The following is a 22368-nucleotide window of genomic DNA, read 5'->3' as shown; positions in this document are numbered from 1 at the left end:
CGGGCCGGCGGCCCGGAGGCCGCCGCGCGCGACGCCCGCTACGCCGCGCTGGACCGGGCGGCGGAACGGTACGGCGCCAGCGCCGTCCTGCTCGGGCACACCCGGGACGACCAGGCGGAGACCGTCCTGCTCGGTCTGGCCCGCGGCTCCGGCACCCGCTCCCTCTCCGGCATGCCGGCGCAGACCGGCCGCTACCGCCGCCCCTTCCTGGAACTGGACCGCTCGACGACCCGTCAGGCCTGTGCCGTGCTCGACCTGCCGGTCTGGGACGACCCGCACAACTCCGATCCGGCGTACGCCCGTTCACGGGTCCGGCACGAGGTGCTGCCGGTGCTGGAGAAGCACCTGGGCGGCGGCGTCGTCGACGCCCTGGCCCGCACCGCCCGGCTCTTCCGCGACGACGCCGACGCCCTGGACGCCTGGGCCGCGCGGGCCGAGGCCCACGCCACCCACCCCGACGGACTCGACGTCCCCGCGCTCGCCGACCTGCCCCCCGCCGTCCGCCGCCGCGTCCTGCGCCGCGCCGCCCTCGCCGCGGGCTGCCCCGGCGGCGACCTCTTCGCCCGCCATCTGGAGGCCATGGACCTCCTGGTCACCGGCTACCGCGGCCAGGGACCGGTGCACCTGCCGGGCGGCATCCTGCTGCGCCGCCAGGGCAAGCGCCTGACGTTCCGTCAACCGTGAGGGGTCCGGCCTGCGCCGGAACCAGGTGATTCGTCCGGGAAGTAGGCAAGTGACAACCGTGACGCACGGGCGTAGGGTCCCATCCGCACAGCGGCGGCACAGGTAGCTCTCTGGGGGGTGGGGGATGCGGCGCTCGGCCGCGCTCCTCCCGGGAATCCCCATCGACGGCGTGCCGCCGACCGCGCGCCACGCGCTGCTCAAGGTGACGGAGACCGGCCCCACCGGAGGCGGACAGCTGTCGGCCACGGTGGCGGGACCGCCGCCGGGGAGACGTCCTGCCTCAACTTCGGGCCCGGCGAGACCTGTTCCCACCTGGCCGCCCCGCTCGCCGGCGGCCGCGTCCAGATCCACGACCACTCCTCGGGCGTCCACGTCGTGGCCGGCGTCGAGGGTTACTGCGCCTGACGTGGTGTCAACCACGCCAGGACGAACCAAAGAACGGGAGGCGCCCGTGAGGCGCATCAGCCTGGCGGCGGCCGTGATGGTCGTCGCCGGAGCGGTTTCGACCCTGCCGGCACACGCCGATGGAGACGCCGTCGTCCACGTCGACCCCGCGGCGGCCGTGTGCTCGGACACCGACCCCGCCCGGGGCTCGGCCGAGGTGCCCTACTGCACCCTGCAGACCGCCGTGGACGCGGCTGTGCCGGGCCAGACCCTGGAGCTGGCGGCGGGCGTCTACCCGCCGGTCCGCATCACCCGCTCGGGGACGGCGGGCAGTCCCATCACACTGCTCGGGGCGCCGTCGAGCCCCTCCGCGCCGACCAGCGCCATCAGTTCGGCAGTGGGCAGCGCCGTCCCGGCCGTGGATCTCGACGGCGCCTCCTACGTGACGCTGTCCGGCCTCGGCGTCCACGGGTCCGGCTCCGCGAGTGCCGTGCGGGTGCACGCGAGCGACCACGTCGTGCTCGACTCCGACCTGCTCACCCGGAACCGGGGAGTGCTTCAGACTCCGCCGGCCGCCGTGCTGGACGTGGACGGGTCCACCGCGACCACGGCGACCCGCGACCGGGTCGCCTGGGGGCCGATCCTGGTCCACGGCCAGTCGCAGGGCACGCGGCTCACCGTCGTCGCCGTCACGGCCAGCCCGGCCGACGGCGTCGTGGTGGACGACGCGGCCGACACCGTGCTGACCAACGTCACCGTCTTCAACTCCACCCGCGACGGCGTCGCCGTGCACGCGGGGGCGACCGGGACCCGGCTCGCCGACTCCGTCCTGTCGGCCAACCAGGGAGGCAGCCAGCTCGCCGTCGACGCGGCCGCCACCGGCACCACCACCGCGGACCACAACGTCCTCCAGCCCTACGGCAGCGGGGATCCCTACCTGTGGGGCGCCACGCCCTACGGCACGGCCGACGCCTTCACCGCCGCGACCGGGCAGGGCACGCAGGACTGCGCCGGGGCCTGCGGGATATCCGCGGTCGGGCAGCCATTGGAGAATTCGGCGGCGATCGACAGCGAGGACCCTGCGGTCACCGGCCTCCCCGACACCGACGCGCTCGGCCGAGCGCGGGTGGACGATCCGCTGGTCGGCACCGCGCCCGCGGACGGCGGCACCCTGGTCGACCGGGGCGCCTGGGAGTTCCAGGACCCGATCCGGGTCAGCCTGGCAGCCACCCCCGACCAGCCGCCCGCGCCCTATCCCGCGGTCGCGGAGAAGCTGCAGACGACCGTGCAGAGCAACCCCTGGGGCAGCCACGTCGTCTCCTACCACTACGTGCTCGGGGACGGCAGCCCGGACGTCACGACCACCGAGCCGCAGATCAGCCACACCTACGTCACGCCCGGCACCTGGAGCCCGTCGGTCACGGCGACGACGGACACCGGGCAGACCGTCTCCACCGCCACCTCCGTCCAGGTCGAGCAGCCGGCGCCGCTCACCGCGCAACTGGGCCTGAGCCGGGTGGGCGGCTCCCCGATGACGGTGACCGCCTCCCTGGGCGAGAGCAGTGCCGCCTCCGGCTGGCCGGTCACCGGACGGACCGTCAACTGGGGCGACGGCAGCGTGACGCAGAGCGCGGGAACCCAGAAGCAGCTCAGCCACGCGTATGCCCGCCCAGGCCGGTACCAGGTCACCCAGACCTCGACGGACGCGGACGGCCGGACCTCGAAGTCCGTCGCGACCACCGTCGTCGGCAGCGCCTTCGTCGCCCACGCGCCGTTGCGCCTGCTCGACACCCGCACCACCCTGGGCGGACACAGGGGCGCGCTTGCCGCCGACGGCACGCTCGCGCTCAAGGTGACCGGCATCCCCGGAGCGCCCGCGAGCGGCGTCACCGCGGTGGTGCTCAACCTGACCTCGGCGAATCCGTCGGCGGCCGGCTTCCTGACCGGTTACAGCTCGCAGGGCGCGCGGCCCTCCGCCTCCAGTCTCAACTTCGCGGCGCACGAGAACCGTTCGAACCTGGTGACGGTACCGGTCGGCGCGGACGGCCGGATCCGGATCTACGCCCACGTCCGCACCGACGTGGTGGCGGATCTGGTCGGCTACTACGCGGCCGGGACGAAGGTCACCGGCGGCGCCCTGCTGGACCCCGTCACCCCGCGGCGGCTGCTGGACACCCGGACCACCCGGACCGGCCCGGTCACCTCAGGCCGGAACGTCAAGATCTCGCTCGTCGGTCAGGTCGGGTCGTACGCGAAGGCCGTGCTGCTCAATGTGACCGTCGTCTCCCCGGGGGGCGACGGCTACGTCACCGCCTTCGGCTCGGGCCCGGTGCCGGGGACCTCCTCCGTCAACTTCCGCAAGGGATCGACCACAGCGGGCCTGGTCCTGGTCCCGATCGGGCCGGACGCGTCGGTCAGCCTCCACCTGCAGGGCGGCCCGGCCCACCTGGTCGCCGACATCCAGGGCTGGTACGCCCCCGACCAGGGCAGCGTCTTCCTGCCCGTCGGTCCCACCCGGGTGGTCGACACCCGGAACAACTCCTGGCCGCTGTACGACGGACAGGAGTTCCCGGTGGCAACCGGCGTGCCGGACGGGGCCACCGCGGTCCTGCTCGACCTGACCGCGACCCAGCCCACCGGCGCCGGCTACCTGACGGTCCATCCGACGGGACAGCCGGTTCCCACCGCCTCGACGCTCAACTTCGCGGCAGGCCAGACCGCTTCGAACGCCGTGGTGGTCCCGGTCCCGGTGGGCGAGTGGAGCGTCTACGGTCACGGCCCGAGCGTCCACGTCGTCGCCGACATGCAGGGCTGGTTCGGCTGACGGCCCGGCGGGCATCCCGTGGGCTGGTTCGGCTGAGCCGGGGCCGGGTGTGGCAAGGTTGACCGGGCGGCCGTGCACAGCGGCGTCGGCAGGCATCAGCACTTGAGGAAGTAGCGCGGGTGGACGAGAAGGACATGGGCACCGACCTGGCCAAGGTGCTCATCAGCAAGGACGAGATCGACGCCAAGCTGGCCGAGCTGGCCGAGCGGATCGACCGTGACTACGCGGGCAAGGACCTGCTGATCGTCGGCGTGCTCAAGGGCGCGGTGATGGTGATGGCGGACCTCGCCCGGGCCCTGCACTCCCCGGTGACCATGGACTGGATGGCCGTCTCCTCCTACGGGATGGGCACCAAGTCCTCCGGCGTGGTCCGGATCCTCAAGGACCTGGACACCGACATCAGCGGCCGGGACGTGCTCATCGTCGAGGACATCATCGACTCCGGGCTCACCCTCTCCTGGCTGCTGAGCAACCTGCAGTCGCGCGGCCCGGCCTCGCTCGAGGTGTGCACGCTGCTGCGCAAGCCGGACGCCGCCAAGGTGGAGATCGACGTCCGCTACGTGGGCTTCGACATCCCCAACGAGTTCGTGGTGGGCTACGGCCTCGACTACGCCGAGAAGTACCGCAACCTCCCCTTCGTGGGCACCCTGGCGCCGCACGTGTACGGCGGTTGAACCAGCGGGTCACCCGTCGGAGCCCCGGGGAACACCGCGCGGTTTTCCTCCGTTGGACCCGGGGAAGAGGCGTGAGACACCGGTACGCGGCCGTTTTCCTCCCTCAGTGGTGGAGAATGGCCGCGTACCGTCCAATAATTCGCTGTTCGCATTGAACGGTCGAGGACAGACATAGGACGCATCCCGCGGCCGGAGGCCGTGAGATGCCGCACAGTGGCAGGAGGGACGGGGCGTCGAGAGCCGCCCCGCATGGATGGACGTGAAGCGATACTTCCGTGCGCCGGTGATGTGGATCGTGCTGGCCGTCCTCGCCGTCGTCGTGCTGATGCAGGTGGTGTCCTCCTCGGCCGGTTACAAGACCGAGGACCTCTCCACCGTCATCTCGCAGATCGACAAGGGCAACGCGAGCGCGGTCCAGCTGACCACCGGTGACAGTCAGACGGTCAAGGTCAAGCTGAAGAACGACGTCGACGGCACCAACCAGATCCAGGCGACGTACCCGTCGGACCAGTGGGCGGCGACGTTCACCGACCACCTGACGAGCCTCAAGCAGAGCAGCACCGTGGACAGCTACACGGTGAAGCAGGAGAAGCAGAACGCCTTCGTCAGCATCCTGCTGTCGCTGCTGCCGTTCGTGCTGATCGTGGTCGTGTTCCTGTTCCTGATGAACCAGATGCAGGGCGGCGGCAGCCGGGTGATGCAGTTCGGCAAGTCCAAGGCCAAGCTGATCACCAAGGACACCCCGAAGACCACCTTCTCGGACGTGGCCGGTGCCGACGAGGCCGTGGAGGAGCTCCAGGAGATCAAGGAGTTCCTGCAGGAGCCCGCAAAGTTCCAGGCCGTGGGTGCCAAGATCCCCAAGGGCGTGCTGCTCTACGGCCCGCCCGGAACCGGTAAGACCCTGCTCGCCCGCGCCGTCGCGGGTGAGGCGGGCGTGCCGTTCTACTCGATCTCCGGCTCGGACTTCGTCGAGATGTTCGTCGGTGTGGGCGCCTCCCGCGTCCGCGACCTGTTCGAGCAGGCCAAGGCGAACGCCCCGGCCATCGTCTTCGTCGACGAGATCGACGCGGTCGGCCGCCACCGCGGCGCCGGCCTCGGCGGCGGTCACGACGAGCGCGAGCAGACGCTGAACCAGCTGCTCGTCGAGATGGACGGCTTCGACGTCAAGGGCGGCGTCATCCTGATCGCCGCCACCAACCGGCCGGACATCCTGGACCCGGCGCTGCTGCGCCCGGGCCGCTTCGACCGGCAGATCGCCGTGGACCGGCCGGACCTGCAGGGCCGCCTGGAGATCCTGAAGGTCCATCAGAAGGGCAAGCCGGTCGCCCCGGACGTCGACCTGATGGCCGTCGCCCGGCGCACCCCCGGCTTCACCGGCGCCGACCTGAGCAACGTCCTCAACGAGGCCGCCCTGCTCACCGCGCGCAGCGACAAGAAGCTGATCGACAACAACGTCCTGGACGAGGCGATCGACCGCGTCGTGGCGGGTCCGCAGAAGCGCACGCGGATCATGTCCGACAAGGAGAAGAAGATCACCGCCTACCACGAGGGCGGCCACGCCCTGGTCGCGGCGGCCTCGCCGAACAGCGACCCGGTGCACAAGGTGACGATCCTGTCCCGCGGCCGGGCCCTGGGCTACACCATGGTGCTGCCGGACGAGGACAAGTACTCGACCACCCGCAACGAGATGCTCGACCAGCTCGCCTACATGATGGGCGGGCGCGCGGCGGAGGAGCTGGTCTTCCACGACCCGACCACCGGCGCGTCCAACGACATCGAGAAGGCGACCGCCACGGCGCGGGCGATGGTCACCCAGTACGGCATGACCGAGCGGCTGGGTGCGATCAAGTTCGGGACCGACTCCTCCGAGCCCTTCCTGGGCCGTGAGATGGCCCACCAGCGCGACTACTCGGAAGAGGTCGCCGCCCTGGTGGACGAGGAGGTCAAGAAGCTGATCGAGAACGCCCACAACGAGGCCTGGGAGATCCTGGTCGAGAACCGGGACGTGCTGGACAACCTGGTGCTGGAGCTCCTGGACAAGGAGACCCTGAACAAGGAGCAGCTCGCGGAGATCTTCGCCCCCGTGGTGAAGCGCCCGCCGCGTCCGGCCTGGACCGGGTCCGCGCGGCGCATGCCGTCGACCCGCCCGCCGGTGCAGTCGCCGAAGGAGCTGGCCCTGGCCAACGGCTCCACCGACGCGACCACCCCGTCCCTGGAGAAGGGCCCGGACCTGCAGGAGCGTCCGGAGATCTGATCCTCGCGGGGGACCGCGCAGGAGGACCGCACGGCGGGTGCCGCTGGTCCGAGGCCGTAGCCTTGGACCAGCGGCACCCGCTTCTGTGTGCGGACACGTGAGACTTGTGAGGGGCATTCCATGATCGACCCGGTGACCATCGAGGGTTCGGCCGGAGCCGTCCGGGAGTTCGACCAGAAGCGGGCCGAGAACGCCGTCCGGGAGCTGCTGGTCGCGGTGGGCGAGGACCCCGACCGTGAGGGCCTGCGGGACACCCCCGCCCGCGTGGCGCGGGCGTACCGGGAGATATTCGCCGGCCTGTTCCAGGAGCCGGAGGACGTGCTGACGACCACCTTCGACCTGGGCCACGACGAGATGGTGCTGGTGAAGGACATCGAGGTGGTCTCCTGCTGCGAGCACCACCTGCTGCCGTTCCACGGCGTGGCGCACGTCGGCTACATCCCCGCGGAGAGCGGCAAGATCACCGGTCTGAGCAAGCTGGCCCGCCTCGTGGACGTGTTCGCGCGCCGGCCCCAGGTGCAGGAGCGGCTGACGACCCAGATCGCCGACTCGCTGATGGAGATCCTCGACGCCCGGGGCTGCATCGTGGTGGTGGAGGCGGAGCACATGTGCATGAGCGTCCGCGGGATCAGGAAGCCCGGTGCCAAGACGATGACCTCGGCGGTCCGCGGCCAGCTCCGCAATCCGACCACCCGTCAGGAAGCGCTGAGCCTCATCCTGGGGCGATAGCCCGGTAGGGGCGCGAGGATCCCGCCGCGCCACCGCTCGGGGAGGTCCGTCCCCGCGTGCAGGCCGGACCTCCCTCAGTGGCGTGTTCCTCGCGCCCACGCGGCGGAGCCGCAGATCAGCCGCAGTCTCGCGCCCCCTACGGGCTCAGGAGGTGCCGGTGGTGGGGGAGTTCAGGTGGGTGCCTAGCCAGCGGAGGGCCTGGGGGGTCTCGCGGTTCCACGTGGCGAAGTTGTGGCCGCCGCTGGGCAGGTACAGCGTCGATATCTGCGTCGGCGCCTTCACCGCGGCCACGAACTGCTGTGTGGCCTTCCAGTCGTGCTCGGTCTTGCTGCTGGTCACCAGCAGCGACACAGGAGCGCCGGGCAGGTGCCGCAACCGCCACATCAGGTCCGCCTGCTGACGCAGCGTCGGATCGCCGCCGAACAGGTCGCCCGTCGTACTGTCGTGGGCCGCGTTGTAGTACCCGGACAGGGACACCGCCGCCGCGAAGGACTGGGGCGCGCGCAGGGCGAGCGACAGTGCGCAGTAGCCGCCGGTCGAGTCGCCGATGACGCCCCAGCTGCGGGCGGTCAGGCCGACCCGGTAGCGGGAGGCCACGGCGGTGCGCAGGTCCTTGGTGAAGAACGACTGGGCCTGCGGGCCGCCGGGCACGTCCTGGCACTCGGTGTCCCGGGGCATGGCCACCGAGGGGCGCATGAGGACCAGGATCGTCGGCTGCATCTGGTGCTGCTGGATCGCCTGGGCGGCCACCGTCGGGTACTTCATCCGGGTGATCAGGTTCTCCGGCGTCCCGGGGTAGCCGGTGAAAACGACCACGACCGGGAAGTCGGCGTGCGCGTACGCGGGTTGGCCGTACTCGGCGGGCAGGTAGACGTAGGCGTCCTCGGTCAGGCCGGTGCTGCCGCCGTGGACGCGGACCTGCTCGACCGTGCCGCCGTCGGCCTGGACGCCGGGCATCTCCAGGGCCACCGGGCGGGGGTCGCCGGCCGGCTCGACCCAGGAGCGGGCCGTGCCGGGACGGGTGGACGAGGCCTGGGTGCCGGGGGTGGAAATGGTGCCGTTGCCCTGGTCCGTGCCGAACAGGTCGCCCCAGGAGCTGTAGAAGCCGCCCCAGTTGTTGGCGGCCAGCAGGATCGCCGACAGCGTGAGCACCTGGCTCACCAGCAGCAGTCCCACCCGGCCGAGCAGCGCCCGCCAGTTGGTGCGGCTGAGCCGGGGCCACAGCCACACGGTGGCGACGAAGCACGCCACCGCCAGCACGGCGATGAGCAGCTCGAGCTTCTTGCTGGTCAGTCCCATGGTTCTGTTCCGTCCTCGGCCTGTGTCCCTCAGGCCAGACGGTCAACCATGCCTGAAAGGTTGCTGTGAAGTCACCTCGGGTTCGCCGGGGAGGCGGGATTCTTGTCGGGTCATCACCCTGCGGACCCCGCTCCGAACTCCTCCTTGCCCGCGACCTCTAGGCTGTGCCTTCATGAACGAGCCGCAGACCACCGCAGAGCGCCCGTCCCGCAAGGGGCTGACCCTCCCCGCGGTCTCCCGGCCCTGGGTCCCCCGGGCCGCCGGATACGCCACCGCGTTCGTCGGTCTGGTCGACATCATCGGGGCCGCCGCCCCGCACTTCCGGGAGACCCGGGTCCACGAGATTGCCAGCTTCCTTCCAGGAACGGTCACCTCGCTGGCGACCGCCGCGGCCCTCGTCGTGGGCCTGCTGCTGATCATGCTCGCCCACGGCCTGCGCCGCCGGAAGGCCCGCGCCTACCGGGCGGTCATGGTGGTGCTGCCGATCGGCGCCGTGCTGCAGGGACTGCGCTGGCACCATGTCGGCTCGGCCGTGATCACCGTGCTCGTCCTCGTGGTGCTGGCGCTCAACCGGCGGGAGTTCTACGCCCTGTCCGACCCGCGCACGCGGTGGCGGGCGCTGCTCAACTTCGTCGTGCTGCTGGTGCTCAGCTTCGGCATCGGCATGGTCATCGTCAGCTCCCACGAGCGGACCACCGTCGGCAGCCCGAGCCTGCGCGAGCGGTTCTGGGAGGTCTTCTGGGGCCTGCTCGGCATCGGCGGGCCGATCCACTACACCGGCGACCGCACCGGCGACCTGGTCTACTACTCGCTCGCCGCGCTCGGCCTGTTCACCGCGGGCACCACGCTGTGGCTGCTGCTCAAGCCCTCCCGGCCGGAGGCCGTGCTCGGCCCCAAGGAGGAGCAGGACGTCCGCGCGCTGCTCGCCCGGCACGGAGCCCGGGACTCGCTGGGCTACTTCGCGCTGCGCCGCGACAAGAACGTGCTCTTCTCGCCCAGCGGCAAGGCCGCCATCGCCTACCGCGTGGTCTCCGGCGTGATGCTCGCCTCCGGCGACCCGATCGGCGACGTCGAGGCCTGGCCCGGGGCGATCAAGGTCTTCATGGAGGAGGCGCACCGCCACGCCTGGGTGCCCGCGGTCATGGGCTGCAGCGAGACCGGCGGCGAGGTGTGGACCCGCGAGGCCGGCCTGGACGCGCTGGAGATCGGCGACGAGGCCGTGGTCGAGGTCGCCGACTTCACCCTTGAGGGCCGCGCGATGCGCAACGTCCGGCAGATGGTCAAGCGCATCGAGCGGGCCGGCTACACCTGCCATGTGCGCCGGGTGGACGAGTTGACGCCCCGTGAGGTCGAGGACATCCGCCACGCCGCCGACGCCTGGCGCGGCACCGAGACCGAGCGCGGCTTCTCCATGGCGCTGGGGCGCTTCGGCGACCCGGCCGACGAGGGCTGCGTCGTGGTGACCGCCCACAAGGCCGTCGAAGGAGCCCCCGAGGGCACCTCCGACATCCGCGCCGTGCTGCACTTCGTGCCCTGGGGCAAGGACGGCATCTCGCTGGACCTGATGCGGCGCGACCGGGACGCCGACCCGGGCCTCAACGAACTCCTCATCGTCAAGGCGCTGCAGGCCGCGGAGCAGCTCGGCATCACCCGGGTGTCGCTGAACTTCGCGATGTTCCGCTCGGCCCTGGCCCGCGGCGAGCGCATCGGCGCCGGCCCGGTGCTGCGGGCCTGGCGCGGACTGCTGGTGTTCCTGTCCCGGTGGTTCCAGATCGAGTCGCTGTACAAGTTCAACGCCAAGTTCCGCCCGATCTGGGAGCCCCGCTTCCTGGTCTACCCGAGCACCGCGGACCTGCCGCGCATCGGCCTCTCCGCGATGCAGGCGGAGGCCTTCATCGTGATGGAGCCCCCGAAGTTCGTCCGCCGCTGGCTGAGGCCCCGTCAGGCGCACGGGGACGCGCGCGAGCAGTCGGCCGTGGCGGTGGGCGCCCAGCAGTAGCCCGTCCGGCGGAGTGGCGGGCCGCCCGGGGGCGATAATTCCTGCATGGAGCGCACTGAACCGTCGTTGGCCGGGCTGCCCGAGTGGGGGCGCTGCGGGGTGATGGGGATCGTCAACGTCACCCCCGACTCCTTCTCGGACGGGGGCCTCTGGCTCGATCCCGACCGCGCGGTCACGCACGGGCTCGAACTCGTCGCGCAGGGCGCGGACCTCGTCGACGTCGGCGGGGAGTCGACCCGGCCGGGGGCGAAGCGGGTGACCGAGGAGGAGGAGCTGCGCCGGGTCCTCCCCGTCGTCCGGGGCCTGGCCGGGCAGGGCGTCGTGGTCAGCGTCGACACCATGCGCGCCGCCGTCGCCGAGCAGGCCGTGGACGCCGGGGCGGCGATGGTCAACGACGTCTCCGGCGGCCTGGCCGACCCGAACATGGTCAAGGTCGCGGCCGAGACGGGTGTCCCCTTTGTGGTGATGCACTGGCGGGGCCAGTCCGCGTCCATGGACCGGCTCGCCCAGTACCAGGACGTGGTCACCGAGGTCGTCGCCGAGGTCGAGCGGCAGCTGGAGGCCGTCGTCGCGGCCGGGGTCCGCCCGGAGCAGGTCGTCGTCGACCCCGGGCTCGGCTTCGCCAAGACCCGCGAGGACGACTGGAAGCTGCTGGCCCGCCTGGACGCCTGGCACCGCCTGGGCCGTCCGCTGCTGGTCGCCGCCAGCCGCAAGCGCTTCCTGGGCACCCTGCTCGCCGACCCGCTGACCGGGGAACTGCGTCCCCCCAAGGAACGTGACGCCGCGTCAGCCGCAGTCTCCGCGCTGGCGGCCGCCGCCGGCGCGTGGTCCGTGCGGGTGCACGAGGTGCGCCCCAGCGCCGACGCCGTCCGCGTCGAGGCCGCCCTGCGAGCCGCCCGGTGAGCGGCAGCCGGCCACGCGACGAGGACGTCGCCGCCGTCGAGGCGGCGAACGAGGCGCTCTACGCCGCCCTGGAGGCGGGCGACCTGGACGCCATGACGGACGTCTGGGTCTCCGGAGCCGACGCCGACGATGTGCAGGGCGCCGTCTGCGTGCACCCGGGCTGGCCGTTGCTCTCCGGCCGCGCGGCGGTGCTCCGCTCCTACGCGCTGATCATGGCGAACACGGACTACATCCAGTTCTTCCTGACCGACGTCACCGTGGAGATCCACGGCGATGTGGCCCTGGTCACCTGCACCGAGAACATCCTGTCCGGCGGCGAGGCCGGGGAGGACGGCGAGCCCGGCCCGCTGCTGGGCGGCAAGGTCGTCGCGACCAACCTCTTCCGCCGCACGTCGGACGGGTGGCGACTGTGGTCCCACCACGGGTCGCCGGTGCTCACCGGCGGCGGGGACGAGGACGAGTAGGCCCGGCGCGAGCAGGGCAGCCGCCTGGGAATCAATGGACAGAGCGGCCATGTTGTCCCCGGACGGGGGACCCGGCACCGCACTTCGCTGTCGGTCGCGCAGGGTAGCGTGGTCGGGTCGGGCAAGGAAGCCCGTCGTACGAGAGCAGGGAGTTCCCTTCGATGCTGGACCGTGTCGCGGTACGGGGCCTGCGCGCCCGCGGCCACCATGGCGTCTACCCGCGCGAGCGCGAGCAGGGGCAGACCTTCGTGGTGGACGTGGTGCTCGGGATCGACACGCGGCCCGCCGCGAACGGCGACGACCTCGAGAAGACCGCCCACTACGGGGTCATCAGCGAGGAGGTCGTGGCCATCGTCACCGGCGAGCCGGTGGACCTCATCGAGACCCTGGCCCAGCGCATCGCCGACCAGTGCCTGACCCACGAGGCCGTCCAGGAGGTCGAGGTGACCGTGCACAAGCCGGACGCCCCGATCCCCGTCCCGTTCGACGACGTGACCATCACCATCGTCCGGAGCCGCCCATGAGTCCCGATCCCGTCGCCACGCCCGTGCCCGCCGCCGTCAAGGACGCGGTGGACTCGGCCGACACCACCCTGCACAACCCGCGCCTCGCGGTCGTCGCCCTCGGCTCCAACCTCGGCAACCGGCTGGAGACCCTGCAGGGGGCGGTGGACGCTCTGGAGGACACCCCCGGTCTGCGGATCAAGGCCGTCTCCGCGGTCTTCGAGACCGAGGGCGTCGGCGGTCCGGAGAACCAGCCCAGCTACTTCAACGCGGTGGTCCTGCTGAAGACCACCCTGCCGCCCCGCTCGCTGCTGGAGCGCGCCAACGCGGTGGAGGACGCCTTCGGTCGCACCCGCGAGGTCCGCTGGGGCCCGCGGACGCTCGACGTGGACATCCTCGGCTACGAGGGCGTCGTCTCGGACGACCCGGAGCTGACGCTGCCTCACCCGCGGGCGCACGAGCGGGCGTTCGTGCTCGCGCCCTGGCTCGACGTGGACCCCGCCGCGGAGGTCCCGGGCCACGGCCCGGCGGCCGAGCTGCTCGCCGCGCTCGGCCTCCAGGGCGTCCGCCGCCGCGACGACCTGTCGTTGCAACTGCCGTAGGGGCGCGAGGAGCCCCACCCTCGGGGGAAGTGCCACCAGCGCGGCAACACACCACCCGGGGAGGTCCGCCCCCGTCTGCGGGACGGACCTCCCCGGGTGGTGGGCTGCTCCCGGTGGGGGATCCTCGCGCCCCTGCGGGGTGCGGCATAGTGGGGAGAAGTGACCGTTCGGGAAGGGGAGTTGTGAAGCCACTGCGCGCAGTCGTGCTGGCCGGGATCACCGTGGCCGCAGGCGCCCTGTCGTGGGCGGGCTCGCGTCTGTGGAACTCCGTGTCCACCCTGCCCGGCGTCCCGCCGGCCGCGCCGATCGTGCTGGCGGTCATCGCCGTGGTGCTGCTCGCCACCGCCGTGTCCATCCGTGCCCGGCTGCGCGACCAGCGCAACCGCGTGCCCGGGGCGAAGGGAGTCGACCCCCTCTCCGCCGCCCGGGCACTCGTCCTGGCCCAGGCGAGCGCGCTGGTCGCGGCGCTCGTCACCGGCGTCTACGGGGGCATGGGCATCTTCCTGATCAGCCTCTGGGACAGTGCTCCCGCCCGGAAGGGCCAGTCGGTCACCGCGCTCTTCGCGGTCATCGCCGGTGTCGCCGTCATGGCGGCCGGGCTCTGGCTCCAGCACATCTGCCGCCTCCCGGAGGACCCGGACGAGCAGCGGCAGGCCCAGGTGCCGCACCACCGCTGACGGCCGCGACTCTGCGTGGTGACGGTCTCGACGCATCGTCACTTGTCAGCAGTGTCAAGGCAGTAGGGTCCCGTGAATCGGCCCCTCGCCTGACAGTTGTTCGCCCGGCGCGCTAGATTTCTGGCCATGCCCCGTGGACGCCACCGCCAATCCTCACAACTGGCCAAGCTGGCCCCCGTGCTCGTCTGCGTCGTGCTGGCTCTCGCCTCGCTCGTTGCCGCGCTGCTGAGCGGCAGCGCGACCGTGCTGCGGGTCCTGGTCGCCGCGCTGGCGATCGGCACGCTCGCCGCGATGGCCCTGCTCCGGCAGCGGCAGCGGGCGACGGAGGCGGCGCTGGCCGCCGAGAGCGCGGCCCGCGCGCGGGAGGAGAGCCGCTTCGAGGAGCGGGTGGCGGAGCTGGAGGCCGCTGCCGAGGCGGCCGAGGAGCAGGTCAAGCGGCTGGAGCGGCGGGTGCTCGCGCAGCGCAGCCAGCTCGCCCACGCGGAGGCGGAGAACGGCCGCCTGCTCAAGGACCGTGCCCGCGCGGTCACCGAGCAGGCGCTGCGCGAGGCGGAGGCGGCCCAGCGCCGCGAGCAGCAGAAGCGCGGCCTGCGGCCCACCCCGGCGGCGTACCTGCGGGCGGCGAACGCGCTGCGCGCGCTGGAGATCCAGGCGGAGCTGGCGACCGCCAAGCCGCGTCGGGCGGAGGCCCCCGCAGCTCAAATCCCCGCTGCTGGAAGGGAACTGACGGGCCGTCCGGCGGCGGGGACCGTGCCGGCCGCGGCCGGGGCGGCGACGGAAGCGGCGGCCGCGCCCGCAGCGCAGGCGGCGCAGGCAGCGACGACCGCGCCCGCAGCGCAGGCAGCGACGACCGCGCCCGCAGCGCAGGCAGCGACGACCGCGCCCGCAGCGCAGGCAGCAACGACCGCGCCCGCTGTTCCCGCGGTCACCAAGTCCGGGCTGCCCACCCGAAACACGGCTGCGTCCGGGCCGGCCTGGGCCCGGGCGGCGCTGCCCCCGCTCCGGCCCGCATCCGCGGTGCCCCCGGTGCGGGAGGCGCGGACGGGCTCCACGGCGTCGGGGACGTTCAACTTCTTCCAGCGCCAGGAGTCGGCCATCGCGACGAAGCTCGGTGACCTCGCCGATCCGATCGGCGACGAGGCGGCGGCTGCGCAGGACCGTTTCACCAAGGACGACTCCGCGACGACGGAAGCCTCCGCCCCCACCTCCGCCCCGGCGGCTGCGGAGCCGGCCCCCACCCACACCCCGGTCATCGACCTCACCGCGGAGGACGAGACCGAGGCCATGGACCTCCGCGCCCTCCGCGCCCTGTAGCCGGTCGAGAGACGCAGCCTTCGGCGGCGCGGCAAGCCCAGCTTCACCCCGTGGAGCTGGTGCTCCGGGCGGCCGTATCAGGGGCCCGCCCGGGCCACGATTTGGTCGCCGGAGCTTCGTGCGTGCACCGACTGGCGCCACCTCAGCCGCAGCCCGGAGAGCGCTGCGCGCTGCTGGCGCTGCGCGCCTTCCGCGCTGCGCGCCTTCCGCGCTGCGCGCTGCTGGCGCTGCGCGCCTTCCGCGCTGCGCGCTGCTGGCGCTGCGCGCCTTCCGCGCTGCGCGCCTTCCGCGCTGCGCGCTGCTGGCGCTGCGCGCCTTCCGGGCTACTTGTCGATGTCGCCGACGACGAAGAACATCGAGCCCAGGATCGCGACCATGTCGGCGACGAGCGTGCCCGGGAGGAGTTCGCTCAGCACCTGGACGTTGTTGAAGGACGCGGAGCGCAGCTTGAGCCGCCACGGCGTCTTGTCGCCTCGCGAGACCAGGTAGTAGCCGTTGATGCCGAGCGGGTTCTCGGTCCAGGCGTAAGTGGCGCCCTCCGGGGCCTTCAGCACCTTCGGCAGGCGCTGGTTCACCGGTCCCGGCGGCAGCTGGGCCAGGCGGTCCAGGCACGCGTCCGCGAGGTCCAGGGCGTTCTCCAACTGCTCCAGCAGCACCTCGAAGCGGGCCAGGCAATCGCCCGCCGTCCGCACCGGGACGCGCAGCACGTCGGCCAGTTCGCCGTAGGCCAGGTACGGCTCGTCCCGGCGCAGGTCGAAGTCGACGCCCGAGGCGCGGGCGATCGGGCCGCTGACGCCGTAGGCGTGGACCTGATCCGCCGTCAGCACGCCCACGCCCGCGGTCCTGGCGCGGAAGATCTCGTTGCCGCCGACCAGCCGCTCGAAGACGTCGCAGCGGGCCCGCACCGCGGCCACCGCGCCGCGCACGCGCTCGTACCAGCCCGCGGGCAGGTCCTCCTTCAGGCCGCCGACGCGGTTGAACATGTAGTGCATCCGGCCGCCGGAGGCCTCCTCCATCACCGCCTGCAGCCGCTCGCGCTCGTCGAAGGCGTGGAAGATGGGCGTGATCCCGCCCAGCTCCAGCGGATAGGAGCCGAGGAACATCAGGTGGTTGAGCACCCGGTTCAGCTCGGCCAGCAGGGTGCGGGTCCAGGTCGCGCGCTCGGGGACCTCCATGCCGAGCATGCGCTCCACGGCGAGGACCACGCCCAGCTCGTTGGAGAAGGCCGAGAGCCAGTCGTGACGGTTCGCCAGCATGATGATCTGGCGGTAGTCGCGGGCCTCGAACAGCTTCTCCGCGCCCCGGTGCATGTAGCCGATGACGGGCTCGGCCGCGCTGATCCGCTCGCCGTCCAGGCGCAGCCGCAGCCGCAGCACGCCGTGGGTGGAGGGATGCTGCGGGCCGATGTTCAGGACCATGTCCGTCGTGGCAGCGCCCGCGCCCACGCTGACCGTCGTCTCGCTCATGCCGCAGAGTCTAGGCGGGGCGGTTCCACCCCCACGCCGTGCATCCACCAGACGAAATCCCCGAGGCCGCCCGTCGCCGTCAGCTCCGCCGCCTCGCCGCGCGCCGCCAGGGCCCGCACGTAGCCGGCCGGGTCGGCGGCGGCCAGGGCCACGGGCGGGCGCGGGGCGTCGAGCCCCAGTGCCCTGAGCGCCGCGCGCTGCGTCGCCCACAGGCTGTGGGTGACGCTCGCGGGCACGGCCGCCATGCAGGCGTCCACGGCGACATGTGACGTCACGTCACGGCTGCCGTCCGGAACCGGGCGCACCTCGTGGCCCTCGCGGAAGGAGGCGAGGGTGCCGAAGGGCGGCCGGGACTCCCGCCGGTGGCCGTAGTCGACGGCGACGGCCACGCCCCGGCCGACCGAGGCGACCGCGTCGCGCCAGGCGGTGTCGCGCGGACGGCCGATCTCGGCGCGGAAGCCCGGCTCGGCCTGAGGACCCGTCAGCGGCCACCAGCGGTCCAGCCATGCGGCGTCGGCGCCGCCGACCTCGTCACCGAGGCGCTCGTCGCCGGTCGCCGGATCCACCTCCACCAGCCGGACCATCCCCTCCTCGTCCACTTCGGCGACGTCCACGGGTACGTTGTCCAGCCACTCGTTGGCGAACAGAAGGCCCTGCGCGGTCCGGGGGATGACGGAGTGCCAGCTGATCCGTGGGTCCAGCCCCTCCGGTCGCGGCGCCCGCTCCACCGCGCGCGGGACCAGCCGGCCGGCGAGCCCGGCCGGGGCCAGCCGGAGCAGCGACGTCAGCAACTCGCCCCGCCCGGCACCCACATCGGTGACGGCGAGTTCTCGGGGGTGTCCGAGGGCCGCGTCCACCCGGAGCACGAGCTCCAGCACCGCCCCGGCGAAGAGCTCCGACGCGTGTACGGAGGTGCGGAAGTGCCTTGCCGGACCTGCCGGTTCGCGGACGAAGAAGCCGTCGGGGCCGTAGAGCGCCCGCTCCGTCGCCGCCCGCCAGGTGGTCCACCGCGTCCCGTCCGTCACAGGGACCACCCTTCCAGCGCGTGGTGGCTACAACCAACTCCGACCTCCGGATGAGGGACGGATGGCACCGCTGGACGACGGAAGCACCCGTTCCGCCTCCCTACGCTGGAAGGGTGCAACTCCTCTATGGCTGGTTCCGCAGGCACCCCGTGGTGACGGACGTCATCTGGCCTGCCCTGCTGTACCTGACCTGCCTGCTGGAGTTCGCGGGCGAGCGCGACCTGGTCAAGCTGGCCGTCTCCACGGCGGTCTGCGTCCTGGTCGTCTTCCGCCGCCGCCGTCCCGACCTGGCGGCCTGGGGCGGGATCGCCATCGGGCTTGGCCAGCTGGCGGGCGGCGTCCAGCCCACCATGGCGGCCTTCGGCTACCTGTTCCTGGCCTACTCCGCCGCCGTCTACGCCACCATGCTGACCTCCCGGGCGGCCCTGCTGGCCGGGCTCCTGTCCGGGCCGCTCACCTGGTACGTCTTCGGCGGCTCCGGCTCCTTCGGCCGGCACACCCTGGTCAACCTCGTCGTCAGCTCCGTCTTCTCCACGCCCTTCCTGCTGTGCTGGGTGCTGGGCCGGTTCACCCGTATCCGCCGCGCCTACTACGCCGAGCTGGAGGACCGCGCGGCCCGGCTCGAGCGCGAGCGCGACGCCCAGGCGCAGGTCGCCGTCGCGGCCGAGCGCGCCCGGATCGCCCGGGAGCTGCACGACGTGGTCGCCCACAACGTGTCGGTGATGATCGTGCAGGCCGACGGCGCCTCCTTCGTCATGGACGCCGCCCCCGAGCAGGCCAAGGAGGCGCTGGCCACCATCTCCTCCACCGGCCGCCAGGCGCTGGAGGAGATGCGCCGGCTGCTGGGGATCCTGCGCACCGGCGGCGACAGCGGGAGCGAGTACGTGCCCCAGCCCGGCGTCGAGCAGCTGCCGGAGCTGCTGGAGCAGGTGCGCAGCGCGGGCCTGCCGGTGGCCTTCACGGTGGAGGGCGAGCCCCGGGACCTGCCCCGCGGTGTGGAACTGACGGCCTATCGGATCGTGCAGGAAGCACTGACCAACGCCCGCAAGCACGGCGGCCCCGAGGCCAGCGCCCGGGTGCGGATCCGTTTCGACGACAGCGGCCTGGACATGCTGATCGAGGACAACGGCCGGGGCGCGAGCGCCCAACTGGCCGCTGGCGGAGGCGAGGACGGCTTCGGCCACGGTCTGATCGGCATGCGCGAGCGGGTCGGCATGGTCGGCGGGACGCTGGAGGCCGGGCCGCGGCTCGGCGGCGGCTTCCGGATCCAGGCCGTGCTGCCGCTCAAGCCCGCGAAGACGGCGAAGGCCGCGAGGACCGCGAAGCAGCCGACCCGGCCCGCCGACGCGCCCACGGCTTCCTGAGCCACGACCACGAACCCGAAAGCGATCGAGGAGCGCCCGTGCCCATCCGGATCATGCTGGTCGACGACCAGGAACTGCTGCGCACCGGCTTCCGGATGGTGCTCGCGTCCCAGCCGGACATCGCGATCGTGGCGGAGGCGGGCGACGGCGCGCAGGCCCTGGACGTGCTCACCGGCACCGAGGTGGACGTGGTGCTGATGGACGTCCGGATGCCGCGCCTGGACGGGGTCGAGGCCACGCGCCGGGTCGTCACGGGCATCCGGGAGGGGATCATCGCGGGTGAGCCGAAGGTGCTCATCCTGACCACCTTCGACCTGGACGAGTACGCCTTCTCGGCGCTCAAGGCGGGAGCCAGCGGCTTCCTGCTCAAGGACGTGCCGCCGGCCGAGCTGGTCGCCGCCATCCACGCGGTGCACGGGGGCGACGCGGTGGTGGCCCCGACGACGACGCGACGGATGATCGACCGCTTCGCGGCAGTGCTGCCGGCCCAGCAGCCGCCCCAACTGACCCCCGAGCTGGCCCGGTTGACGGACCGTGAGCGGGAGGTGCTGCTCCTGGTCGCCCAGGGGCTCAACAACGGCGAGATCGCGGACGAGCTCGGCCTCTCCGAGGCGACGGTGAAGACGCACGTCGGCCGCATTCTCACCAAACTGGACCTGCGCGACCGCGTGCAGGCGGTCGTCCTCGCCTACGAGACCGGCCTGGTCCGCGCCGGGGCGTAGCGCCCCGCCCCAGGGGCGCGAGGATCCCCACCCTCCCCCAGCCTTCGGCCGGGACGCCCCCATGGCGGGAGGCGCCCAGGGCGGGAGTGCCCATGGCGGGAGTGCCCATGGCGGGCGGCGCCCCCGGCGGGACGTGCCCCCACCGCGAGCAACACAGCACCCGGGGAGGTCAGGCCCCGTTCGCGGGACGACCTCCCCGGGTGGTGGTTGCTCGCGCAGTGTCCTCGCGCCCCTCGCCGGGGCGGCTCAGGGGAGCAGGGCGCGGAAGCGCTCGACCGCGGCGTGGATGTCCTTCGCGGTCCACTCCAAGGCCGGGGCGGACATGGTCACCTCCGTGTAGCTGATGCCGGGAAGGCCCGGCTCCGCGAACCAGCCGAAGAGCCACTCGCCGCTCTCCTCGGCCAGCCGCACGCTCGCCTCCTGCAGCACCTCCGCCGACCACGGCAGCCACAGCTGGAACTGGTGGGTGTGCGGCGGCTCGGGGAAGACCCGCGCTCCGGGTACGTCCGCGAAGGCGTCCGCCAGCGTCGCGGCGACGAGCTGGGCGTGCGTCAGGTACTCCGGCAGGCGCGGCAGTTCGGTCTCCAACCCCTGCAGCGCGGCCAGCGCGGCCGGCCACTGCTGGAACAGCTGGCCGCCGTAGCGGTGCCGCCAGGCCTTCGCCTGGGCGATCAGCTCCGCCGGGCCGGCCAGCGCGGCGCCGCTGATCCCGCCGAGCGTCTTGTAGAAGGAGACGTAGACCGAGTCCGCCAGGTCCGCGATCTCCGGCAACGTCCGTCCGAAGTGGGCCGTGGTCTCCCACAGCCTCGCGCCGTCGAAGTGGACCACCGCGTCCCGGTCCCGGGCGGCGGCGACCACGGCGGTCAGCTCGTCCCAGGTGGGCAGGACGAACCCTGCTTCGCGGAGCGGGAGTTCGAGCATCAGCGTGCCGAACGGCTCGTCCAGGGAGGCCACTTCACCGGCGTCGGGCAGCCGGGGCGCCCGGGTCGGCCAGACGCTGCGCAGGCCGGTGAGCTGCGCGTAGGCCGCGCGCTCGTGCACCTCGGGGTGGGCCAGCGGGTGCATCGCGACCAGGCGGTTGCCGGTGCGCTCGGCCCAGCAGCGCAGGGCCACCTGCTGGGCCATGGTCCCGGTGGCGAAGAAGGCGGCGGCCTCGGTGCCCAGCAGCCCGGCGACCCGCTCCTCCAGGAACGCGACCACGCCGTCCCCGTACTGGTCCGGCCGCTCGTCGAGGTCGTACGGCGCTTCGGCGAGCGCGGCGGCGCGCTCGCGCAGGGACAGCGGCCGGGGCCCCGACAACTGTTTGGTGCAGGCGCGCATGGCTCTGTAGCGACGGGTGGCCGGGTCGGTCTGGGGGTCGGACTCTCCGGTGGACGCATACATGTTCGGCATCCTGCCGCATACGGACGGGTCTCCCATAGAGGGCCGCAAGTGTCGTACGATCCGGCAGCCCTGTCCGTCGTCCCCGGAGGAACCGTGTCGCAAGCTCTCGCCCGGTTGGTCCTCGCCCCGCTGACGCGCCTGGTGTACCGGCCGGTGGTGGTGGGCCGCGAGAACGTTCCCAAGCGCGGGCCGGTGATCATCGCGAGCAACCACCTGGCGGCGATCGACAGTGCGGTGATCCCTCTGCTTGCGCCCCGGCCGGTCGCGTTCCTGGCGAAGGCGGAGTACTTCACCGGGACGGGGGTCAAGGGCCGGCTGACGAAGCTGTTCTTCTCGTCCATGGGGTCGATCCCGGTGGAGCGCGGCACGCACCGCTCGGCGCAGGCGTCGCTGGACGCGGGTTTGGAGGTGCTGAAGGAGGGGGGCGCCTTCGGCATCTACCCGGAGGGCACGCGGTCCCGGGACGGGCGGCTGTACAAGGGCCGGACGGGCGTGGCCTGGCTGGCGCTCGCGTCGGGCGCGCAGGTGGTGCCGGTGGCGCTGTCGGGGACGGAGCGGATCCAGCCCGTGGGCAAACTGCTGCCCCGGATCAGGCGGGTGACGGTGCGGTTCGGGGAGCCACTGGACTTCTCCGACTACATCGGCAAGACCCCGGCCGGCCCGGTGCGCCGGGCCATCACCGACGAGATCATGGACGCCATCCACGCCCTCTCCGCCCAGCCCCGGGCGGACGTCTACAACGAGCCCCCGAAGGAGTAGCCGCCTCCGCGGCTGCGCCGGGCGGGGTGCGAGCGCACGCAGGGGCGGGTTGTGGCTGCTGGTCCGGTGCCCCTGCCCTGCCTGCGGCTGCGCCGCGGCCGGGCAGGGCTGTTCGGTTTGCCGACTTGCGACCCTGCGGCCGCACTGCGCAGGAGCGAGGTCCCAGTGCACGGGGGTGGCTCCGACTGAGGGACCCCCGTGCACGGGGGTGGCTCTGACTGAGGGCCGGGGTCGTCCTCGGCCGCACGGCCTGGGGCGGCCGGCCCGCCCTGCGGCCTGGTGGCTTCGCTGCGGGTCATCGCCGCCCTGCGGCCTGGTGGCTTCGCTGCGGCCACCGCG

Annotated in this window: 19 protein-coding genes; 15 read left to right on the top strand and 4 right to left on the bottom strand. The window is 72.8% G+C overall.

Annotated elements, in window-relative coordinates; genetic code table 11:
• The 5 genes from tilS to folE form a co-directional block, all read left to right on the top strand.
• Nucleotides 1-684: tRNA lysidine(34) synthetase TilS (gene tilS, locus ACFP3V_RS07385; protein WP_380581050.1), on the top strand; the 684-nt coding region annotated here is incomplete at its 5' end.
• A gap of 451 nt (nucleotides 685-1135) precedes the next feature.
• Nucleotides 1136-3892, top strand: a complete 2757-nt coding sequence (locus ACFP3V_RS07380) for a PKD domain-containing protein (protein WP_380581048.1) — start codon at nucleotides 1136-1138, stop codon at nucleotides 3890-3892.
• Between the two features lie 119 nt (nucleotides 3893-4011).
• Nucleotides 4012-4566: a hypoxanthine phosphoribosyltransferase gene (gene hpt / locus ACFP3V_RS07375; RefSeq protein ID WP_380581046.1), complete on the top strand. Its 555-nt coding sequence runs from the start codon at nucleotides 4012-4014 to the stop codon at nucleotides 4564-4566.
• Nucleotides 4567-4819: 253 nt separating this feature from the next.
• Nucleotides 4820-6820: an ATP-dependent zinc metalloprotease FtsH gene (ftsH, locus tag ACFP3V_RS07370; RefSeq protein ID WP_380581044.1), complete on the top strand. Its 2001-nt coding sequence runs from the start codon at nucleotides 4820-4822 to the stop codon at nucleotides 6818-6820.
• A 120-nt stretch (nucleotides 6821-6940) separates the two neighbouring features.
• Nucleotides 6941-7549, top strand: coding sequence for a GTP cyclohydrolase I FolE (gene folE / locus ACFP3V_RS07365; RefSeq protein ID WP_380581042.1), 609 nt, complete (start codon nucleotides 6941-6943; stop codon nucleotides 7547-7549).
• Between the two features lie 144 nt (nucleotides 7550-7693).
• On the opposite strand, the gene ACFP3V_RS07360 is transcribed toward folE, so the two are convergent.
• Entirely contained in the window at nucleotides 7694-8848 is a 1155-nt protein-coding gene (locus tag ACFP3V_RS07360) for an alpha/beta hydrolase (protein WP_380581040.1), read from the bottom strand.
• Between the two features lie 172 nt (nucleotides 8849-9020).
• Between ACFP3V_RS07360 and ACFP3V_RS07355 the strand changes: the two genes are divergently transcribed.
• The 7 genes from ACFP3V_RS07355 (at nucleotide 9021) to ACFP3V_RS07325 (ending at nucleotide 15310) form a co-directional block, all read left to right on the top strand.
• Nucleotides 9021-10847, top strand: coding sequence for a phosphatidylglycerol lysyltransferase domain-containing protein (locus ACFP3V_RS07355; protein WP_380581038.1), 1827 nt, complete (start codon nucleotides 9021-9023; stop codon nucleotides 10845-10847).
• A 45-nt stretch (nucleotides 10848-10892) separates the two neighbouring features.
• Nucleotides 10893-11750 (top strand): dihydropteroate synthase, encoded by an 858-nt coding sequence (gene folP, locus ACFP3V_RS07350; RefSeq protein ID WP_380581036.1) that lies wholly within the window; start codon nucleotides 10893-10895, stop codon nucleotides 11748-11750.
• Nucleotides 11747-12214 (top strand): nuclear transport factor 2 family protein, encoded by a 468-nt coding sequence (locus ACFP3V_RS07345; RefSeq protein WP_380581034.1) that lies wholly within the window; start codon nucleotides 11747-11749, stop codon nucleotides 12212-12214. Before folP ends, ACFP3V_RS07345 begins: the two co-directional genes overlap by 4 nt.
• 164 nt (nucleotides 12215-12378) lie before the next feature.
• Entirely contained in the window at nucleotides 12379-12738 is a 360-nt protein-coding gene (gene folB / locus ACFP3V_RS07340) for a dihydroneopterin aldolase (RefSeq protein ID WP_380581054.1), read from the top strand.
• The gene (gene folK, locus ACFP3V_RS07335; protein ID WP_380581032.1) at nucleotides 12735-13319 is read left to right on the top strand and encodes a 2-amino-4-hydroxy-6-hydroxymethyldihydropteridine diphosphokinase; all 585 of its coding nucleotides are present in this window, start codon (nucleotides 12735-12737) and stop codon (nucleotides 13317-13319) included. The genes folB and folK overlap by 4 nt, the downstream gene beginning before the upstream one ends.
• Nucleotides 13320-13501: 182 nt before the next feature.
• Nucleotides 13502-13996, top strand: coding sequence for a DUF3180 domain-containing protein (locus ACFP3V_RS07330; protein WP_380581030.1), 495 nt, complete (start codon nucleotides 13502-13504; stop codon nucleotides 13994-13996).
• A gap of 126 nt (nucleotides 13997-14122) precedes the next feature.
• Nucleotides 14123-15310, top strand: a complete 1188-nt coding sequence (locus ACFP3V_RS07325; protein WP_380581028.1) for a hypothetical protein — start codon at nucleotides 14123-14125, stop codon at nucleotides 15308-15310.
• Between the two features lie 323 nt (nucleotides 15311-15633).
• On the opposite strand, the gene ACFP3V_RS07320 is transcribed toward ACFP3V_RS07325, so the two are convergent.
• Both ACFP3V_RS07320 and ACFP3V_RS07315 read right to left on the bottom strand, forming a co-directional pair.
• On the bottom strand, nucleotides 15634-16776 hold the full coding sequence (locus ACFP3V_RS07320) for an NADH-quinone oxidoreductase subunit D (protein WP_380581026.1): 1143 nt from the start codon (nucleotides 16774-16776) through the stop codon (nucleotides 15634-15636).
• Nucleotides 16773-17801, bottom strand: coding sequence for an SAM-dependent methyltransferase (locus tag ACFP3V_RS07315; RefSeq protein WP_380581024.1), 1029 nt, complete (start codon nucleotides 17799-17801; stop codon nucleotides 16773-16775). The genes ACFP3V_RS07320 and ACFP3V_RS07315 overlap by 4 nt, the downstream gene beginning before the upstream one ends.
• A gap of 113 nt (nucleotides 17802-17914) precedes the next feature.
• Here ACFP3V_RS07315 and ACFP3V_RS07310 point away from each other — a divergent pair, with 113 nt between their 5' ends.
• Both ACFP3V_RS07310 and ACFP3V_RS07305 read left to right on the top strand, forming a co-directional pair.
• Nucleotides 17915-19165, top strand: a complete 1251-nt coding sequence (locus ACFP3V_RS07310; protein WP_380581022.1) for a sensor histidine kinase — start codon at nucleotides 17915-17917, stop codon at nucleotides 19163-19165.
• Nucleotides 19166-19203: 38 nt separating this feature from the next.
• Entirely contained in the window at nucleotides 19204-19887 is a 684-nt protein-coding gene (locus ACFP3V_RS07305) for a response regulator (protein ID WP_380581020.1), read from the top strand.
• 246 nt (nucleotides 19888-20133) lie between these two features.
• Here the strand turns inward: ACFP3V_RS07305 and ACFP3V_RS07300 are convergent, their stop codons facing one another.
• Nucleotides 20134-21279, bottom strand: a complete 1146-nt coding sequence (locus ACFP3V_RS07300; protein WP_380581018.1) for a threonine aldolase family protein — start codon at nucleotides 21277-21279, stop codon at nucleotides 20134-20136.
• Between the two features lie 84 nt (nucleotides 21280-21363).
• On the opposite strand from ACFP3V_RS07300, the gene ACFP3V_RS07295 reads away from it, so the two are divergent.
• On the top strand, nucleotides 21364-22029 hold the full coding sequence (locus tag ACFP3V_RS07295) for a lysophospholipid acyltransferase family protein (RefSeq protein ID WP_380581016.1): 666 nt from the start codon (nucleotides 21364-21366) through the stop codon (nucleotides 22027-22029).
• The last annotated feature ends 339 nt before the right edge of the window (nucleotides 22030-22368 follow it).

Origin of the sequence: Streptacidiphilus monticola, assembly GCF_042658505.1 — a bacterium.
In the GTDB taxonomy this organism is placed as follows: domain Bacteria; phylum Actinomycetota; class Actinomycetes; order Streptomycetales; family Streptomycetaceae; genus Streptacidiphilus; species Streptacidiphilus monticola.
Note: the sequence above shows the minus strand (reverse complement) of the source record. Positions and strands in the feature narration are given on the sequence as shown.